Source organism: Paraburkholderia sp. BR14320 (genome assembly GCF_040948665.1).
GTDB lineage: Bacteria > Pseudomonadota > Gammaproteobacteria > Burkholderiales > Burkholderiaceae > Paraburkholderia > Paraburkholderia youngii.
In genome coordinates this window covers 136165-152599 of the sequence record NZ_JBFPKG010000006.1, presented here as the reverse complement: position 1 = coordinate 152599, position 16435 = coordinate 136165, and the positions used below count along the sequence as shown (strand labels likewise).

Here is a 16435-nt window from a genome sequence, read left to right as displayed (position 1 = left end):
ACATTGGTTTGGGCTCTGAATCGAGCAGGGCTCGCGTGTGTCGATGAGCAGGCTGTGCAGTGCAGCATGCCCCGCGCATGGACCGAAGTGCGGCTGATCGCGTCGTTCATGCGCTGTATTGAATGCCGGCGGCCAGGTTGCGCGTGCCGCGAGCATCAGGTGATGGAGAAGGTGCGCCGCGCTCGGACACGCGACACCAAGGCTCGTGGCCAATCACCACGCTACCCTATGACCATTGCCATTTAACTCCCCCCGATCGCGGCCATCTGTACGGCCACCCACACAGTTACGCGGCGCGTGGGGGCAAGATGCAAGACCTGCGACGGCGCCGACCGGGAAAGTCATACGATTGGCTCGCCCGTCACCCGCCGGACAAGGGACCATGGAACGAAGCATCGTCAGGAACATCTTCATCAACTTTGCCGGAGCCGTCGCGCCGACCTTCGTGTCCCTCGTGACCGTGCCGGCCTACATTCATCTGCTGGGCGCCGAGCGCTATGGGGTGATCAATCTGGTGTGGGCGCTGATCGGCTACTTCAGCGTCCTCGATCTGGGCACCAGCCTCGCGACGGAAAACCAGATCGCCAAGGCGCGCGCAACCAACGACGATTCGATCGAACCGATTTTCTGGAGTGCGTGGTTCATGAATCTCGGCACCGGCATCATCGGCGGGGCGCTGATTTATGGCGGCACCATCGTCTACATCACCTACGGCGTAAAAATCGAGCCGGCGTTCCAGCATGAAGTGATGGCGAGCCTGCCGTGGATCGCGGTCGCGGTGCCGATCACGAACGTCACGTGGGTCTTCGCGGGCGCGATTACCGGCGTCGAATGCTTCGCGAGCTACAACATCAACCAGATGCTCGGCACCGCGCTGTTCCAGCTGCTGCCGATCGCGGCGATCTTCTGCTTTTCGCCGTCGCTGGCGTTCGTGATTCCGGCCGCGGTGATCGCGCGCTTCATCGCCGGCCTGATGCTCGGCGTGGCCGCGATTCGCGCGCTCGGCATTCGCCGCATGCGGCTGCCGCAATGGCGCCTGATGATCGGGCTGTTCCGCTACGGCCGCTGGCTGCTGATGTTTTCCGGCGCCAACATGATTGCCTCGACGCTCGACCGCGTGTTCGTCGGCGGACTGCTCGGCGCGCGCTTCGTCACCTACTACGCGACCCCGCAAAATCTGATCAATCGTTTGAACATGCTGCCGCTCGCGATGGTGCGCACGCTGTTTCCGCGCCTGTCGGCGGCGTCGCGCGAGGATGCCGATGCGCTCGCGCACCACGCGCTCGCGTTTCTCAATGGCGCTTTTACGCCGTGCGTGATCGTCGCGCTGTTCGCCTTGAAGCCGTTTCTGCTGCTGTGGCTCGGCCCGCAGCTCGCCGCCTCGGCGCCGGTCGCGAGCGTGCTGATCGTCGGCGTGTGGCTGAGCGGCCAGTCGAGCATCCTCGGCAGCCTGTTGCAGGCGCAGACCCATCCCGCGGCGGTAGCGAGCGTCAGCTGGCTTCAGTTGCCGTTTTTCACCGGCGCGTTGTGGTGCGGCATCCACTGGTTCGGCATCATGGGCGCGGCGCTCGTCGTCGTGCTGAAGGCGCTCTTCGATTACGCGGTGCTGCTCGCGTTTTCACGGCTGCATGCGTGGACGATCGTGCGCAACATGCTCGCGCATCTGGCGTTTCTGCTCGTCGCGCTGGCGCTCGCGGATTCGATCAACGCTCTGCTGCTGGCGATCATCGCTGCGCTCGCGTTGAGCGCAGCGAACTTCGGCATGTCGCTGCGCGGGTCCAGCGAGTTGCGCGCCGCGCTTTACCGGCTCTGGCTGCGTTTGGTGCCGTCCTCCGGTCGAGCACAAGGCTGAAACCCCCATCACAACAGTTCGAACGTGTTGACGAACGATGCGCCGTCGCGCTCGCGCCGCCGCTGCCCGAAGCGTGCCTGAGCGCCGCGCACCTGACGCGTGAGCCCGATGTACGGCACACCGTGTTCGAGGTACGGGCCCTCGGTTTTGCGAAAGCCGAACTGCTCGTAGAACCCGCGCAAGCCAAGCGGCGCACTCACGCGCGTGGCGCGGCCCGGCCAGCGTTCGGCGACCGCTTCGAGCACACGCTCGATCAGCATCTCGGCGGTGCCGTCGCCGCGCCGCAGCGGACTCGTCAGCACCTTGTCGATCGTGACTTCCGGATCTTCCGAATCGCCGGGCTGCACCCGCGCATAGGCGAGCACCGGCATAGGACGTGCCATGTCGTCGACCGCGAACACATGCAAAGCGTGCTCGTCGCGACCGTCCGCGTCGAGGCACACATGCGACTGCTCGACGACGAATACCGCACTGCGCGCACGCAGCAGGACATACAACTCACGTGCAGATAGCTGATCGAACTCCAGCGTTTTCCAGTTCATCACGCCCCCGGCGGTCAAAATATTTGGCGAGACCGGCGATGGCTGCCGTGCGCGACGGCAGGCCGATCCATGACGGTCCCTCATCATCGACTACCCGGTAGCCTGCGCGAAAGACGTGCTTCCGTGCGCCATCGCACTGACGCTCGGGGTTGCCGATTCTTAAATACGAGCCAACGAAGCGCAGTCTCACCACGTGCCCCGGTATCGCAGATGGCTTCACACAGCCCGCCTGCATCACCGCACTGCACCATCGCGCACACACACTGCGGTCTTCGCACCGCAGGAACCTACCTACGAAAATCAGGCGCCCACGATCATTCGATCGCGGCACCCATCGGCAGACCTTTGACCATAAGGGGGAGCACTGCATGAAAACTGCATTGAGACGCATCCTTTCAGAATCCGCACGCCTGGATGTCCCGGTGGAAAACCTCGCCGACGACGCCGATCTCTATGCTGCCGGACTCTCATCGCTCGCGACCGTGCATCTGATGCTCGCCATGGAAGACGAATTCAACGTCGAAATTCCTGACCGAATGCTGACGCGCCGCCTGTTCTCGAGCATCGACTCGATGGCCGCCGCGATGACGGAGTTGCAGCAGGCCAAGGCGGCAGCATGAGTGCGCCGCTGCTGGATCAGGCCGCCGCAGCGGCCTGCGGGGCGGCCGCGAACTCGACTACCGATGCACAGACCGGCGCTGGCGAGAGCCCTGCCGCCGGGGCGCTGACCGCGCTCGACAGCGGTCCCGAATGGCGTGCTGCAGCGCATCGGTGCGCGGCGATCGCCGCGCAGTACGCGGACGCCGTCGACCGTGACGCGCGCTTTCCGGTCGAGGCGTTCGACGCGCTGAAGGCCGAGCGTTTGTTATCAGCGATGGTGCCGACCGCTTACGGTGGCGCGGGTCTGTCGCTTGCCGATATCGGCGCGATCTGCGAAACGCTTGCCCAGGGTTGCGCATCGACGGCGATGATCTATGCGATGCATCAGATCCAGGTCGCGTGCATCGACTCTCATCGCGGCAACTCGGCCTGGCAAGCGAGCCTGCTCTCGCAACTGGCCGAGCAGCAATGGCTGCTCGCGTCGGCGACCTCGGAAGAAACGATCGGCGGCAACATGCGCACGAGCGCGTGCTCGGTCGAGCTCGATGGCGCGCGTTTCCGGATCGAAAAGCTCGCACCGACGATCTCGTATGGCGCGCACGCCGACGGCATTCTCGTGACCGCGCGGCGCACCGCCGAAGCGGCCGCGTCCGACCAGGTGCTGATCGTCGCGCTGCGCGCCGAAACGCAGCTCGAGCGACGCGGCGGCTGGGACGCGATGGGCATGCGCGGCACCTGCAGCGAGGGCTTCCGGCTCATCGCGACGGGACTCGCAGAACAGATCCTCGCGACGCCGTTCGCCGACATCGCAGATCAGACCATGCTGCCCGTGTCGCACACGCTGTGGGCGTCGGTGTGGACCGGCATCGCGATCGACGCGGTCAATCGCGCGAAAGCGTTCTTCCGCGCACAGGCGCGCGCGAAGTCCGGCACCATGCCGCCGGGCGGTCTGCGGCTTGCCGAAGCGGTCGGGCTGCTGCAGATGATGCAGGCGCGTCTGTCGGTCGCGCTGGAAGCCGCGCGCGCCGCGCATCAGGCGCGCGAGGGCGCAATCCCGGCGGACGCCCCGCTCGCGGCGATGCTCGGGTTCGCGTCGGACATGAACACGCTGAAGACCAGCATCTCGACCACCGCGCTGCAGGTCGTACAGGAAGTGCTGATGATCTGCGGCATGGCGGGTTACAAAAACGGCACCCCGTATAGCGTCGGCCGCCATCTGCGCGACCTGCACTCGGCGCCCCTGATGATCAATAACGACCGTATCGCGCAGAACACCGCGAGTCTGCTGCTCGCGCAACGTCCTGCCGCGCCGGGGAGACCCTGAATGAAGCTGATGACCGATACCGCCGCTGCTGCCACTGCAGCGGCGGCCTGCGCCGCCGAAGTGGGGCCTTCGCTCACGCTGCGCGACGAGATGCTGGCCGCCGGCCTGCTGATCGACACCGGCGAGAACGGACTGTATGGCCGCAGCCAGATTTTCGAGGACGTGATCGATCGATTGAACGTGGCGATCACGCATCTCGGCAAAGATCAGCAACCCGAAGTGCTGCGCTTTCCGCCCGCGATGCGCCGCACCGACTTCGAGGACAGCGAGTATCTGAAGAGCTTTCCGAATCTCGCGGGCACCATCCATTCGTTCTGCGGCGACGACATGGGCCACCACCGTCTGCTGCGCGCGCTCGACGATGCGATGGCCGACAGCGACGACGACCGCGGCAACGCGTGGCTCGCGCAACAGAAACCGACGCGCGTCGTGCTGACGCCGGCCGCCTGCTATCCGATCTATCCGGTGATGGCGCGGCGCGGCCCCCTGCCCGCCGGCGGCCGCACTATCGACGTGCTGTCGTACTGCTTCCGCCATGAGCCGTCGCTCGATCCGGGCCGGATGCAAATGTTCCGTCAACGCGAATACGTGCGTCTCGGCAGCCCCGAGCAGGTGATGGCGTTCCGGCAGATGTGGATCGAGCGCGGCTCGTTGCTCGTGAAGCTGTTGGGCCTGCCCGTCGAAGTCGATCTCGCGAACGATCCGTTCTTCGGCCGCGGCGGCAAGATCGTCGCCGATAGCCAGCGCGCGCAGGCGCTCAAGTTCGAGTTGCTGATCGCGGTCGCCGATCCGCGCGGCAAGACGGCCTGCCTGTCGTTCAACTATCACATGGACCACTTCGGCGCGATCTGGAAGATTGCGTGCGACGACGGCACGACCGCGCATACCGGTTGCGTCGGCTTCGGCATGGAACGCATCACGCTCGCGCTGTTCCGTCATCATGGGCTCGACGTCGACGCGTGGCCCGACGACGTGCGCGCGCTCCTGTGGGGCGATACCGGGACCCGCGTCGCGGATGCGCTGCAGGCGGCGCAGTCTACGCAAACCGCAGCCGTCGCCGGGGAGCACGCATGAATCCATCGCCGACTTCCGCGCTTGCCGGCTCGCTCGCCGACTCGTCGCTGCCACAACGCGCAGGTGATCCGCCGACGCATCGGGAGACCCACGCGGCGCCCCGTGCCGGCAGGCAGCCGCGCGAGCATGTAGCGCACGCGCTGCATCAGGGCGAACGCGTGTGGCAGGAGACCAACTGCTACGTCGATCTGTGGATCGAGCTGCTGCACGGCTTCGGGCTCGATCCGCGCGCGGCGCTCGCGTTCACGGTCACGCAGGATTTCGAAGGCGATCAGTTCACTTTCTTCAAGTTTCCGCTCGACGATCTCGAACGGCTGTATGGCACCCAGGTGCAGGAGCTCGCGATCTACGACTCGCTCGAAGAACGCGTGCTCGCGCAAACATTGCGCGGCCACACCGTGCTCGTCGAAGTCGACGGCTACTACCTGCCCGATACGCGCGCGACCTCGTATCGCAGCGAGCATCCGAAGACCACGATCGGCATCGACTTCGTCGACACCGCCGCGCGCCGCCTCGGCTATTTTCACAATACCGGCTACCACCAGCTCGAAGGCGACGATTACGACGGCGTGTTTCGCAAGCTTCCGCATTTCACCGGCCAGCCCGATCTGCTGTTTCCGTACGTCGAGTTCGCCAAGCAGGCGCGGCCCGCGCTCGAAGGCACCGCGCTCGCGGAGGCGTCGGCGGAACTGCTGTGCGCGCATCTGGAGCGGCGTCCGTTGAGCAATCCGATTTCGCAATGGCGTGCGGCGTTTCCCGCGCATCTCGATACGCTGTTCGAGCGCGACGAGGCGTACTTCCATCTGTACTCGTTCAATCTGATGCGGCAACTCGGTGCGAATTTCGAGTTTCTGTCGAAGTATCTGCAATGGCTGTCCGCGCAAGGCTTCGAGACGCCGCCGACGATCCCGGCCGCCGCGCAACGCATTGCGTCGGAATCGATGGTGATGCAGTTCCGGCTGATTCGCGCGCTCGCGCGCGGTCGTCGCGAAAGCTGTGAAGACTGCTTCGATGTGCTTGAAAGGGCCTATGAACAAACGCTGCCGCCGCTAGCCGCTCTGGTGCGCTAATGCGTTGATCCGTTGATGCGCGTGCTTCGTGCCGCGCGGCTTTTCCGGGAATTGACCGTGGCTGTATCGACACTCGATCCGGCGGCTGACGCGAGCGGCGCCGGCCGTCCGCGCGCGGCCGGCGCGCTCTCTCTATGGCCGCAACGGCTCGACACCGGCTGGGCTTGTCTGAGCACCCCACCCAACGCCTATGCGTCACCAGTCGATCTGCCCGCGCAAGGTTGGCTCGCCGCGCCCGTACCCGGCACCATCGCGAGCGCGCGGCGCGCCGCCGGACTGCTCGATGTCGATCACCCGCCACCGCTCGCGTTCGACGATCACTGGTATCGCGTTACGCTGATCGGCACCGGTCGGCGCCGCTTGCGCTTTCATGGACTCGCGACGCTCGCGCAAGTGTGGCTCGACGATGTGAAGCGGCTCGATTGCGCATCGATGTTCATCGCCCATGATCTGGATATCGAACTGAATGGCCGTGCGACGCTCGTGCTGTGCTTTCGCTCGCTGACGCCGGCGCTGGCGGCCAAACGCTCGCGTGCGCGTTGGCGGCCACGGCTCGTCTCGCCGCCGACGCTTCGCAACGTGCGCACCACGCTGCTCGGCCATATGCCCGGCTGGTGTCCGTCCATCCAGGCGGTCGGGCCGTGGCGTCCGATCGAGATGCTCGGCGACGCGCCGCACGCATTCGACACCATTGATCTGACCAGCCGGCTCGAGCACGAGGATGGGGTTGTTTCGTTGACGTTACGTTTCGTACACCCCCACGACGTCGTCGCCTGCCGCGCGTCACTTGCGTGCGGCAACCATGTTTCGTCTTTGCAATGGCACGATGCATATACACTCACCGGCGACGTGCGGGTGCCTGACGCGAAACGCTGGTGGCCGCATACGCACGGAGAGCCCGCTTTATATCCTCTGACGTTGCAACTCGCCGATGGCGACGTGATCAGTGAGTCGCTGGGCTCGATCGGCTTTCGTCGTATCGAAGTGGATCACGGCGCCGATGCTGCGGGCTTTACCTTGCGCGTGAATGACGTGCCAGTGTTCTGTCGCGGTGCGTGCTGGACCAGCGCCGATCTCGTCACGCTGGCAGGCACCGAAACGCAGTTGCGCCATACGTTCGAGCTCGCGCGCGCCGCCGGCATGAACATGCTGCGCGTCGGCGGCACGATGCTCTATGAATCAGATCTGTTTTATGTCCTCGCCGATGAGTACGGCATGCTGATATGGCAGGACTTCGCGCTGGCGAATTTCGATTACCCGAACGATGCCGCATTCAGCGCACTGATCGAGCGCGAAGCGAGCCAGTTCCTGACCCGCACGCGTCGCTTCGCGTCGCTCGCGGTGCTGTGCGGCGGCAGCGAGGTCGACCAGCAGGCGGCGATGTTCGGACTGCCCGCGGCGCGACGCGCGCAACCGTTGTTTACCGAGCTGCTGCCCGCGCTCGTCGCGCGCGAACGCGCGGACGTGCCCTATGTCAGCAATTCGCCATCGGGCGGCGCGTGGCCGTTTTCGACTAACGAGGGCGTCACGCACTACTACGGCGTCGGCGCGTATCAACGGCCGCTCGCCGACGTGCGACGCGCGCAGGTGCGCTTCGCGGCCGAATGCCTGGCATTCGCCAACGTCCCCGACGACGCGACACTGCACGACTCGCTCGGCACGATCCACACGCACGATCCGCGCTGGAAAGCCGCCGTGCCGCGCGATGCCGGCGCAGGCTGGGATTTCGACGACGTGCGCGATCATTATCTGCAGGCGCTTTACGGCGTCGAGCCGGCGCGCTTGCGCTATGAAGACCCGGCGCGCTATCTGGATCTGTCGCGCGCGGTGGTTGCCGATCTGATCAGCGACGTGTTCGCCGAGTGGCGGCGCGCGGGCTCACCGTGCGGCGGCGGCCTCGTGTGGCAGTTGCAGGATCTGCGCGCGGGCGCGGGCTGGGGCTTGATCGACGCGACGGGACGGCCGAAAAGCGTGCTGCACGGCTTCGCGCAGACGCTTCAGCCATTGCAGGTCACGCTGACCGACGAAGGCCTCAACGGCCTCGATATCCATCTGATCAACGAGCGGGCGCAAACGTTTAGCGGCGAACTCGAACTGGTCTGTCTGCGCGACGGCAGCGTGAAGGTCACGTCCGCACGCAGCGCGCTGACGCTTGCCCCGCGCAGCCTGCAGCGCCTCAGCGCGGCCGCGCTGCTCGGCCAGTTCTTCGATCTGACGCACGCGTACCGCTTCGGCCCGCGCGCGCACGATGTCACGATTGCAACGCTATACGATGCCGCGAGCGGCGAGATCGTCTCCGAGGCGTTTCACCTGCCCGAGCGTAGCGTGCACGCGCATGATGACCTCGGTATGACCGTTGAGATCGAACGTCGTGGCAACGGCAACGGCTGGCAACTCGCGATCGAAACGAAGCGCTTCGCGCGCTTCGTTCATATCATTGACCGGCACTATCGCGCGGCGCGCGACTGGTTCCATCTCGCGCCGAACCGGCGCTGTATCGTGCCGCTTCATCCGCTCGAACCGCTGCTGCCGAGCGCGTTCGCCGCATCGCCGCAAGAAGTCGTTGCACCTGCATCGAACGCGGCCTTTAAAGTGGATGAAACAAGCGCGGCGCCCCAAGGGGAAGTCCGCGCGATCAATGCGCTTTCCGCCATCTTTTACGGCTAGTGGTGATTCCGAACTAGTCGCAGGCCCGCGAGGCGCGCCAGAGCCCGCTTCGCATCTCTCGAACTGTCTGCTCCGCGCACTCACTGTTGGCTCGAACGCGACTGTTAGCGGCTCTGAGAGGCTTTGCGTGCGACAGCGTACGCACTCCATTTAACACTTCTGAATCATTTCCGACACTTCAGGTCGAGCGCTTCAAAACGTGCATGCGGCGCCAGGTTCAAATCTGAGACAGCTTCGACAGCCCCCCTGTTTTTGGCCGTGAAGCCTTTGATATCAAGGGGTTCCCCGAAACCCGAAGCTTTCATCGGATGCATTGCCCATCCGGAGGGGGTGTGCAGAACTGAAACAAAAAGCCGCTTTTCCCCTCCCGACGCACTGCGGGTTTGTTCGCTGCGCCGCATCAGCACGCGTTTTCCCTAACGTTGGCACGGTCCTCGCTATTACCTTCACGCAACAGAGTGCCACCGCACACGAGCGCAACAACAGAGGCGGCGGCAGACAGGCCTAAAACGGGGCCGGTGCTGTTCATCCTAGCTGCTCGCCGGGCAGCCCTGTCCCGAGGATGCGGGCATCGGATCAAATAAACGGAGAGAGTCGCGCGAGGCGCGGCTGTCATGCGAGGACCGATCATGTTGACACTTCAATCCGATTTGCACGGTAACCATCTGCTGGGCGCATTGCCGTCGCACGAATGGCAAGCACTGGCCCCCCACCTCGAACTGGTTCATCTGCGCACCGAGCAACTGCTATGCGACTCGGGTCAACGGATCCATCATGTTTACTTCCCCACCACCGCGATCATCTCGATGCTCTCGACGATGGAAGACGGCAGCTCCGTCGAGATCGCCGCGGTCGGCCGCGAAGGCATGACCGGCGTACCGGTCCTGACGGGCGGCGAAACCATGCCCAACCGCGTGCAGGTGCAATGCGCGGGCTTCGCCTACCGGATGAGCGCACAGGCGCTCAAGCAGCAGTTCGCGCGGTCCGACTTTCTGCGCCGCCTGATGCTGCTGTACATGCACGCTCTTCTGACCCAGGTCGCGCAGACTGCCGCGTGCAATCGCCATCACGCGCTCAACAAGCAACTGTGCCGCTGGCTGCTGATCGAGGTGGATCGCGTCGCGTCGAACGACCTGACCGTCACGCAGCAGCTGATCGCCGACATGCTCGGCGTGCGCCGCGAAGGCATCACCGAAGCGGCCGGCAAGCTGCACGACGAAGGCCTGATCCATCATAGCCGCGGTCACATCAAGGTGCTCGACCGCAAGGGCCTCGAAGCCCGCGCGTGCGAATGCTACGGCCTCGTGAAACGCGAATTCGATCGTCTGCTGCCGCGCCTGCGCCAGGCGGAGACCGTCGAATAAGCGGGACGCCGCTCGATGACCGCGGTCGATTTGCCTATGTTTAGGGCTACTTCTCGATGTCTCGACGTTCTCTTCGTGATTGCAGGCGGTCTGCTAGCGCACTGGATGCGCTTTCCCGCGGCAATCGCGCTAGCCGATACCCAGCGCCTTCTGATTGCGTTCAACTGTGTGCTGGTTCTGCTGCTGTTTCCGGGCTTCGGTGCCTATGAGACGTGGCGCGGCAAGGCGCTCGCGCCAGTGCTCGCGAGAATCGCCGCCGCGTGGGTCGTGGTGGTCGCAACCTCGCTCGTGCTCGCGTTTACGCTGCATCGGACGGATGCGGTGTCGCGCCTATGGTTCGGATATTCGACGCTGATCTCCGGCGCGCTGATCATCGCGACCCGCTGCTTCATGCACGTGGTGCTGCGCTTCGTGCGCCGCCGCGGCATGAACGCGCGCACCGTCGCGATCGTCGGCGCACCTGGCTTTGCGCGCACGCTGCTCGCGCATCTCGAGCATGCGCCGCAAGCGGGCTTCAGACCGGTGTGCGTGTTCGACACCAGCGTGGAAGGCCCCGACGCGTATGGCGCGCGTCTGGCCCGCCTACCCGTGATGACCGATCTGGAAGCGTTCGCGACGAAGGTGCGCGAGGAACGCGTCAACGAAGTGTGGCTCGCGTTACCACTTTCAGAGGAACACACGATCTACCGCTTCACGCGCATCTTCAGACACGACTTCGTCAATCTGCGCTTCATTCCCGACGTGCGCGGTCTGTCGCTGTTCAATCATGCGATCGCCGATGTTGTCGGTTTGCCGACGCTCAATCTGAGCGGGACGCCGATCTCGCCGCCGCAGATGTGGCCCAAGCTGATATTCGACCGCCTGTTGGCCGCGCTCGCGCTGCTCGCGCTCGCGCCGGTGTTCGTCGTGCTCGCGATCGGCATCAAGCTCACGTCGCCGGGACCCGTGTTTTTCCGGCAGATCCGCAAGGGCGTCGATGGTCAGCCGTTCTGGATCTACAAGTTCCGCTCGATGAGCGTGCACCGGGAAGAGCACGGTCAGATCACGCAAGCGACCCGCAACGACTCGCGCGTGACGAAGCTCGGCAGCTTCATGCGCCGCACGAGTCTCGACGAACTGCCGCAGTTTCTGAACGTGCTGCTCGGTCAGATGTCGGTGGTGGGTCCGCGTCCGCATGCGATCGAACACGATGATCTGTACAAAGACCAGGTGTATGGCTACATGCACCGCTACCGCATCAAGCCCGGCATCACCGGCTGGGCCCAGGTCAACGGCTATCGCGGCGCGACCACCAAGGTCGAGAAGATGGAAGCGCGCGTCAAATTCGATCTCTTCTATATCCAGAACTGGTCGTTCTGGTTCGACATGAAGATCGTCTTCATCACGATTTTCAAGGGCTTCGTCGGCCGCAACGCGTTCTGATCAAGCCGTCGAGCGGATCGCATCCAGGAGTGCCGGTCATCGTGACGGCGCCGCGGCGCGCTGCAAATAGAAGCGCCAACTCCGGCGGCTCGATCGACAGCCGCCATCGTTGACGCAAGACAAAGAGCCGCGGCGGACCCCGTCATCGACGGGCCCGCCGCGCGACACCGCCGCTACAGGAACTGGCTGACGTCGGTCTGGAACCGTACCGCGAGCGCCTTGGCGACTTTCTTGCTGATCGCGCGGCGCCCCGCGAGAATATCGCTGACCACGGTCGGCGACGCGATGCCGGCCAGATCCTTCTGCTTGAGACCATGCGTGATCAGCAAATGGCGCAGCACCTCGCGCGGCTCCGCTTTTGGAATCGTCAGGTTGCGTGCTTGCCAGTGACCGACCAGCTCCTTCACGATCGCGTGCAGATCCGCGAGCGGATCGTTGTCCTCGCCACTTAGATGATCGGACAGCGAGTTTGCGATGCGCACCATCTGGTGATAATCCTCTTCGGTGCGAATCGGCGTGATCGGCAACTGGCTCTTCAGCGCAGCCCAGGTTGCGGCAATGTCGGGAAAGGGTCCCGGAAGGCGATCGGCATTCATGAGTTTAAATTCGTCCTCGTCCAAAAGCCGTCGGCGCGTTAATCGGTGACGCGCGATTGACGACTGCCTGTTGTAGTGAATCGCCGTGGCACGCCGAATTGCCAGCACTGCGAACTTCGCAGTGAGGTCATTCAGCGGTCACGATAGCGAACGTCTGCTTCAGGTCGTTATGGCCACGCGAGGCATGCTGCGCCAGCGAATATCTCGCCCGTAGCGCGTGGCGCGCACCCCGATGTCGTTTTTTTGAAGTCCAGTCCTGCCTGCTTGAGAATGGCCCGCCGCGGCTCGCCTTGCACGCGCGGTGCGTTTCGCGCGATACGCGATACGCACTGCCGACACAAAGCGCGAAGCGAACGCGCCCACACCAATAGCCGCCCGGACGCGTTGGTCAGAACGGCTCGTTACTGCCTGTTGCGAAATCACTGCATGACGACGAAAACCCTTTCCTCTCCTATCGAAAACTCCACGAGGCGAGTACAGCGAAAGACCCTCGCCTCATTGCCTCCACCTGCTTTTCGGCGCCGTGTCGCTGGCGATGCCGAGTTCGCGCGTCGCGAGATCGGACTCCGCCCACGTCACCTGATCTCCCAGTTCCGCCGCCGGCAGACCCTGAGCGACTGCCGCAATCGTGCGCGTAACCTCGGCCATGAACGCGCGCCGGAACACCTGAGCCGAAAACCGTTCGGCATTCGCGCGACAGGCCGCTGGCGTGATGTACGCGCTCAGCCGCTCGAAGCGGTTGATCGCGTCGAGCAGCGATACCGCCGTCTGACGCGCGAAGAAAACGCCGGTCGGATGCGGATCGCCGACCGGTACGACCGTTTCGAGCGCTCCGCCCTTGGCGAACGCAATGACCGGCGTGCCGCAGGCCTGCGCTTCGAGCGGCACGATGCCGAAATCTTCCTCGGCGGCGAACACGAAGGCTCGCGCACGCGCCAGATAATCCTTCAGTACGCCCAATGGCTGATCACCGAGGACCGTCACGTTCGGTCCGGCTTTCGCGCGAATCGACGCCATCTGCGGCCCATCGCCGATCACGATCAGCTTGCGCTGCGGCATGGCATTGAATGTCTCGACGATCAGATCGATGCGTTGATGCGGCACCATCCGCGACACGCTCAGATAGAAATCGTCTTTCTCGGCGCGCAGTTCGAATTCGTTCACGTCGACGGGCGGCGGAATCACCGCGGCATCGCGCCGATAGGTTTTCAGCATGCGCCGCGCGACCGATTGCGAATTCGCGATCAGACGATCGACGCCATTCGTCGATTGCGCGTCCCAGCCGCGCAGATAATGCAGCAACACCCGCGCGGCCCACGACTTCGGTCCGCGCAGCAGATTCGCGTCGCGCAGATACTGATGCTGCAGATCCCACGCATAGCGCATCAGCGAATGCACGTAGCTGATGTGCGTCTGATGTGGGCCGACCAGTACGCCCTTCGCGACCGCGCAAGAACTGCTAATGATCAGGTCGTAGCTCGACAGATCGAACCGTTCGACGGCAAGCGGCATCAACGGCAAATACGCGCGATACCGGGTGCGCGCAAACGGCAGGCGTTGTATGAACGACGTGGTGACCGGCTTACCGGCTAGCGGCGCGCGATCTTCGAGAAAATCGACGACGCTGAAAACATCGGCGTCGGGAAAGCACTCGATGATCTGCTCGAGCACTTTCTCGGCGCCGCCGGGAGCGACCAGCCAATCGTGCACGATCGCCACTTTCATATTCCGCCCTATCTGTCACGAAACGCCACCTGGCCTCAGAGAAGAGTGTATGTGCCACATTCCTGACTGTGCGTGCGCGTGCACACATTCGACGTGCGACAGTGCGCGAGTAATTCGCAGAGTCCGTTTGCGTCTGCGAAACCACGGCTTTATTGCTGAGCTTTCGTCTGTGCACACGGCTGATGTTTACGTCGTCACGTCTTCTCACTAGTCCAACTCACGCGTTGCGATCGGAGCGCTGCGCGAGCGAGCGGCACGTGACGTGGCGGGCATCGCGCGCGGCTAGCATCGACGGCGAATGGTCTGCGCGCGGAGCCAGGCATTTTCCGCCATGGGTGCGCGATTGCCGCCGCGACGGGCGAGCGCAATAAAAAACGCGTGCGAACCGCTGGAGCGGTTCGCACGCGTCAGAGCGAACAGAAATGCAGCCGCTTAATTCTGGCCGTACGTGATCGTTTGCACGCCGGTGTCGGTGCCGAGCAGGCACACATTCGCGCCGCGGCCCGCGAACAGGCCCACCGTGACGACGCCGGGCCATGCGTTGATATGCGCCTCGAGCGTGCGGGGGTCGCTGATGCTCAAGCCCTTCACGTCGATGATCTCGTTGCCGTTGTCGGTGATGAACGGCGCGCCCTCTTTCGTCACACGCACGACGGGCACGCCGCCGAGCGCCGTCACGCGGCGGCCGATCGCAGTGCGCGCCATCGGCAGGACTTCGATCGGCAGCGGGAACTTGCCGAGCGTCTCGACGACCTTGCTCGCATCCGCGATGCAGACGAATACCTCCGACACCGACGCGACGACCTTCTCGCGCGTCAGCGCGCCGCCGCCGCCCTTGATCATCGCACCGCTGCGATCGATTTCGTCGGCGCCGTCGACGTACACCGGCAGCGAGTCGATCTCGTTCAGGTCGAGCACCTTGAAGCCGTGCGATTGCAGACGCGCGGTGGTGGCGAGCGAACTCGACACGGCGCCGCGATAGCGGGATTTGGTGGCGGCCAGCGCGTCGATGAAACAATTCGCGGTGGAGCCCGTGCCGACGCCGACCACCGAGCCTTGCGGTACGTTGGCGTTCACGTAATCGGCGGCGGCCTGGCCAACCAGTTGCTTGAGTTCGTCTTGAGTCATGGGAGAGGCGGGAAAAGCGTGAAAAACCGACAGTTTACCGGAGTGGCGGGGGGAGGGTTCGGTTTGGGCGCGCGGTGGGGGCGCTTTGTGTCGTGCAGTCCGCTGATTTGCCGGACAGCTTTTCACGGGAATACGTCTTTTCTTGATGAGCCAAGGAGTCTCCTGCGGAGACAGCCTCATCCTCCACATCCAAAACAAAGCGCCCGAAACTACCACCGCGTTCCGGGCGCCAACAATCGTCCAACAACGAGTCCGACGACAGAAAACTACTTCTTCACCGCCCGCTGCCGCACCGCCTCGAACAGGCACACCCCGCTAGCCACGGACACATTCAAGCTCTCCACCGTCCCCGCCATCGGAATGTTCATGACGACATCGCAGGTTTCACGCGTCAGACGCCGCATGCCCTCGCCTTCCGCGCCCATCACGAGCGCCACCGGCCCGTCGAGTTCCGTTTCGTAGACGCTCTTCTGCGCGTCGCCGGCCGTGCCGACCACCCAGACGCCCGCGTCCTTCAGTTCGCGCAGCGCGCGCGCCAGATTGGTGACCGTGATGTACGGCACCGTGTCGGCCGCGCCGCTCGCGACCTTCGCGGCAGTCGCGTTCAGTCCCACCGCGCGATCGCGCGGCGCGATCACCGCATGCGCGCCAGCCGCGTCGGCGACGCGCAGGCAGGCGCCGAGATTGTGCGGATCGGTCACGCCGTCGAGCACGAGGATGAGCGGAGAGCCGCTGATGCCGTCGAGCAGTTCGGCGAGGTTCTGCGCGAGCGGCAGATCGCCCGCGCGCGCGACCACGCCCTGATGACGTTCTGTGCGCGCAAGGCCCCACAGACGCGTTTCGTCGGCGGCGATCAGACGCACGCCCGCGTCCTTCGCGGCCTGCAGGAATTCGGTCATACGACGGTCCTTGCGCGTCGCGTCGTAATAGACATCCTCGACCGTCGACGCATCGTGCCGGATACGCGCGGTCACTGCGTGGAAACCGTATAAAACCTTATGACGTGCCATGACTGAACAACCTTTGATTGGACGCGCATTCAACGCGCGCCACTGTGATGAAGATGAAACC

Annotated in this window: 14 protein-coding genes; 8 read left to right on the top strand and 6 right to left on the bottom strand. The window is 64.3% G+C overall.

Features of this window, described 5'->3' with window-relative positions:
• Positions 1-382 precede the first annotated feature (382 nt).
• Positions 383-1852, top strand: a complete 1470-nt coding sequence (locus AB3X89_RS08715; RefSeq protein ID WP_368582803.1) for an oligosaccharide flippase family protein — start codon at positions 383-385, stop codon at positions 1850-1852.
• Positions 1853-1860: 8 nt separating this feature from the next.
• Here AB3X89_RS08715 and AB3X89_RS08710 read toward each other — a convergent pair whose 3' ends face one another.
• Positions 1861-2394 (bottom strand): GNAT family N-acetyltransferase, encoded by a 534-nt coding sequence (locus tag AB3X89_RS08710; protein ID WP_368582802.1) that lies wholly within the window; start codon positions 2392-2394, stop codon positions 1861-1863.
• Positions 2395-2762: 368 nt separating this feature from the next.
• Between AB3X89_RS08710 and AB3X89_RS08705 the strand changes: the two genes are divergently transcribed.
• The 5 genes from AB3X89_RS08705 to AB3X89_RS08685 are packed head-to-tail and all read left to right on the top strand — an operon-like array spanning position 2763 to position 9129.
• Complete coding sequence (locus AB3X89_RS08705) at positions 2763-3014, top strand: acyl carrier protein (protein WP_368582801.1); 252 nt, start codon at positions 2763-2765, stop codon at positions 3012-3014.
• Positions 3011-4318: an acyl-CoA dehydrogenase family protein gene (locus tag AB3X89_RS08700; RefSeq protein WP_368582800.1), complete on the top strand. Its 1308-nt coding sequence runs from the start codon at positions 3011-3013 to the stop codon at positions 4316-4318. The genes AB3X89_RS08705 and AB3X89_RS08700 overlap by 4 nt, the downstream gene beginning before the upstream one ends.
• Complete coding sequence (locus AB3X89_RS08695) at positions 4319-5392, top strand: amino acid--[acyl-carrier-protein] ligase (protein WP_368582799.1); 1074 nt, start codon at positions 4319-4321, stop codon at positions 5390-5392. It begins immediately after the preceding gene.
• Positions 5389-6462 carry a DUF1839 family protein gene (locus AB3X89_RS08690; protein ID WP_368582798.1) on the top strand — a complete coding sequence of 358 codons (1074 nt, stop codon included), beginning with the start codon at positions 5389-5391 and terminating at the stop codon, positions 6460-6462. Before AB3X89_RS08695 ends, AB3X89_RS08690 begins: the two co-directional genes overlap by 4 nt.
• A gap of 15 nt (positions 6463-6477) precedes the next feature.
• The gene (locus AB3X89_RS08685) at positions 6478-9129 is read left to right on the top strand and encodes a glycoside hydrolase family 2 protein (protein WP_368582797.1); all 2652 of its coding nucleotides are present in this window, start codon (positions 6478-6480) and stop codon (positions 9127-9129) included.
• 164 nt (positions 9130-9293) lie between these two features.
• Here AB3X89_RS08685 and AB3X89_RS08680 read toward each other — a convergent pair whose 3' ends face one another.
• Positions 9294-9536 carry a hypothetical protein gene (locus AB3X89_RS08680; RefSeq protein ID WP_368582796.1) on the bottom strand — a complete coding sequence of 81 codons (243 nt, stop codon included), beginning with the start codon at positions 9534-9536 and terminating at the stop codon, positions 9294-9296.
• A gap of 222 nt (positions 9537-9758) precedes the next feature.
• Between AB3X89_RS08680 and AB3X89_RS08675 the strand changes: the two genes are divergently transcribed.
• Both AB3X89_RS08675 and AB3X89_RS08670 read left to right on the top strand, forming a co-directional pair.
• A complete protein-coding gene (locus tag AB3X89_RS08675; RefSeq protein WP_006048767.1) occupies positions 9759-10493 on the top strand; it encodes a Crp/Fnr family transcriptional regulator in 735 nt (244 codons plus the stop codon).
• 36 nt (positions 10494-10529) lie between these two features.
• Complete coding sequence (locus AB3X89_RS08670) at positions 10530-11915, top strand: undecaprenyl-phosphate glucose phosphotransferase (RefSeq protein WP_368582794.1); 1386 nt, start codon at positions 10530-10532, stop codon at positions 11913-11915.
• Positions 11916-12088: 173 nt separating this feature from the next.
• On the opposite strand, the gene AB3X89_RS08665 is transcribed toward AB3X89_RS08670, so the two are convergent.
• From AB3X89_RS08665 to rlmB, 4 genes are all read right to left on the bottom strand, one after another.
• Positions 12089-12511 carry a type II toxin-antitoxin system HigA family antitoxin gene (locus tag AB3X89_RS08665; protein WP_368582793.1) on the bottom strand — a complete coding sequence of 141 codons (423 nt, stop codon included), beginning with the start codon at positions 12509-12511 and terminating at the stop codon, positions 12089-12091.
• Between the two features lie 495 nt (positions 12512-13006).
• Positions 13007-14236: a glycosyltransferase gene (locus AB3X89_RS08660; protein WP_368582792.1), complete on the bottom strand. Its 1230-nt coding sequence runs from the start codon at positions 14234-14236 to the stop codon at positions 13007-13009.
• A 432-nt stretch (positions 14237-14668) separates the two neighbouring features.
• A complete protein-coding gene (gene rpiA, locus AB3X89_RS08655) occupies positions 14669-15364 on the bottom strand; it encodes a ribose-5-phosphate isomerase RpiA (RefSeq protein WP_368582791.1) in 696 nt (231 codons plus the stop codon).
• Between the two features lie 266 nt (positions 15365-15630).
• Positions 15631-16374, bottom strand: coding sequence for a 23S rRNA (guanosine(2251)-2'-O)-methyltransferase RlmB (gene rlmB / locus AB3X89_RS08650; RefSeq protein WP_013089240.1), 744 nt, complete (start codon positions 16372-16374; stop codon positions 15631-15633).
• Positions 16375-16435 lie beyond the last annotated feature (61 nt).

Coding starts and splice junctions, on each gene's coding strand:
- AB3X89_RS08700 (WP_368582800.1), top strand. CDS start 3,011: ATGAGTGCGCCGCTGCTGGATCAGGCCGCCGCAGCGGCCTGCGGGGCG.
- AB3X89_RS08715 (WP_368582803.1), top strand. CDS start 383: ATGGAACGAAGCATCGTCAGGAACATCTTCATCAACTTTGCCGGAGCC.
- AB3X89_RS08670 (WP_368582794.1), top strand. CDS start 10,530: ATGTTTAGGGCTACTTCTCGATGTCTCGACGTTCTCTTCGTGATTGCA.
- AB3X89_RS08695 (WP_368582799.1), top strand. CDS start 4,319: ATGAAGCTGATGACCGATACCGCCGCTGCTGCCACTGCAGCGGCGGCC.
- AB3X89_RS08685 (WP_368582797.1), top strand. CDS start 6,478: ATGCGCGTGCTTCGTGCCGCGCGGCTTTTCCGGGAATTGACCGTGGCT.
- AB3X89_RS08690 (WP_368582798.1), top strand. CDS start 5,389: ATGAATCCATCGCCGACTTCCGCGCTTGCCGGCTCGCTCGCCGACTCG.
- AB3X89_RS08660 (WP_368582792.1), bottom strand. CDS start 14,236: ATGAAAGTGGCGATCGTGCACGATTGGCTGGTCGCTCCCGGCGGCGCC.
- rpiA (WP_368582791.1), bottom strand. CDS start 15,364: ATGACTCAAGACGAACTCAAGCAACTGGTTGGCCAGGCCGCCGCCGAT.
- AB3X89_RS08710 (WP_368582802.1), bottom strand. CDS start 2,394: ATGAACTGGAAAACGCTGGAGTTCGATCAGCTATCTGCACGTGAGTTG.
- rlmB (WP_013089240.1), bottom strand. CDS start 16,374: ATGGCACGTCATAAGGTTTTATACGGTTTCCACGCAGTGACCGCGCGT.
- AB3X89_RS08675 (WP_006048767.1), top strand. CDS start 9,759: ATGTTGACACTTCAATCCGATTTGCACGGTAACCATCTGCTGGGCGCA.
- AB3X89_RS08705 (WP_368582801.1), top strand. CDS start 2,763: ATGAAAACTGCATTGAGACGCATCCTTTCAGAATCCGCACGCCTGGAT.
- AB3X89_RS08665 (WP_368582793.1), bottom strand. CDS start 12,511: ATGAATGCCGATCGCCTTCCGGGACCCTTTCCCGACATTGCCGCAACC.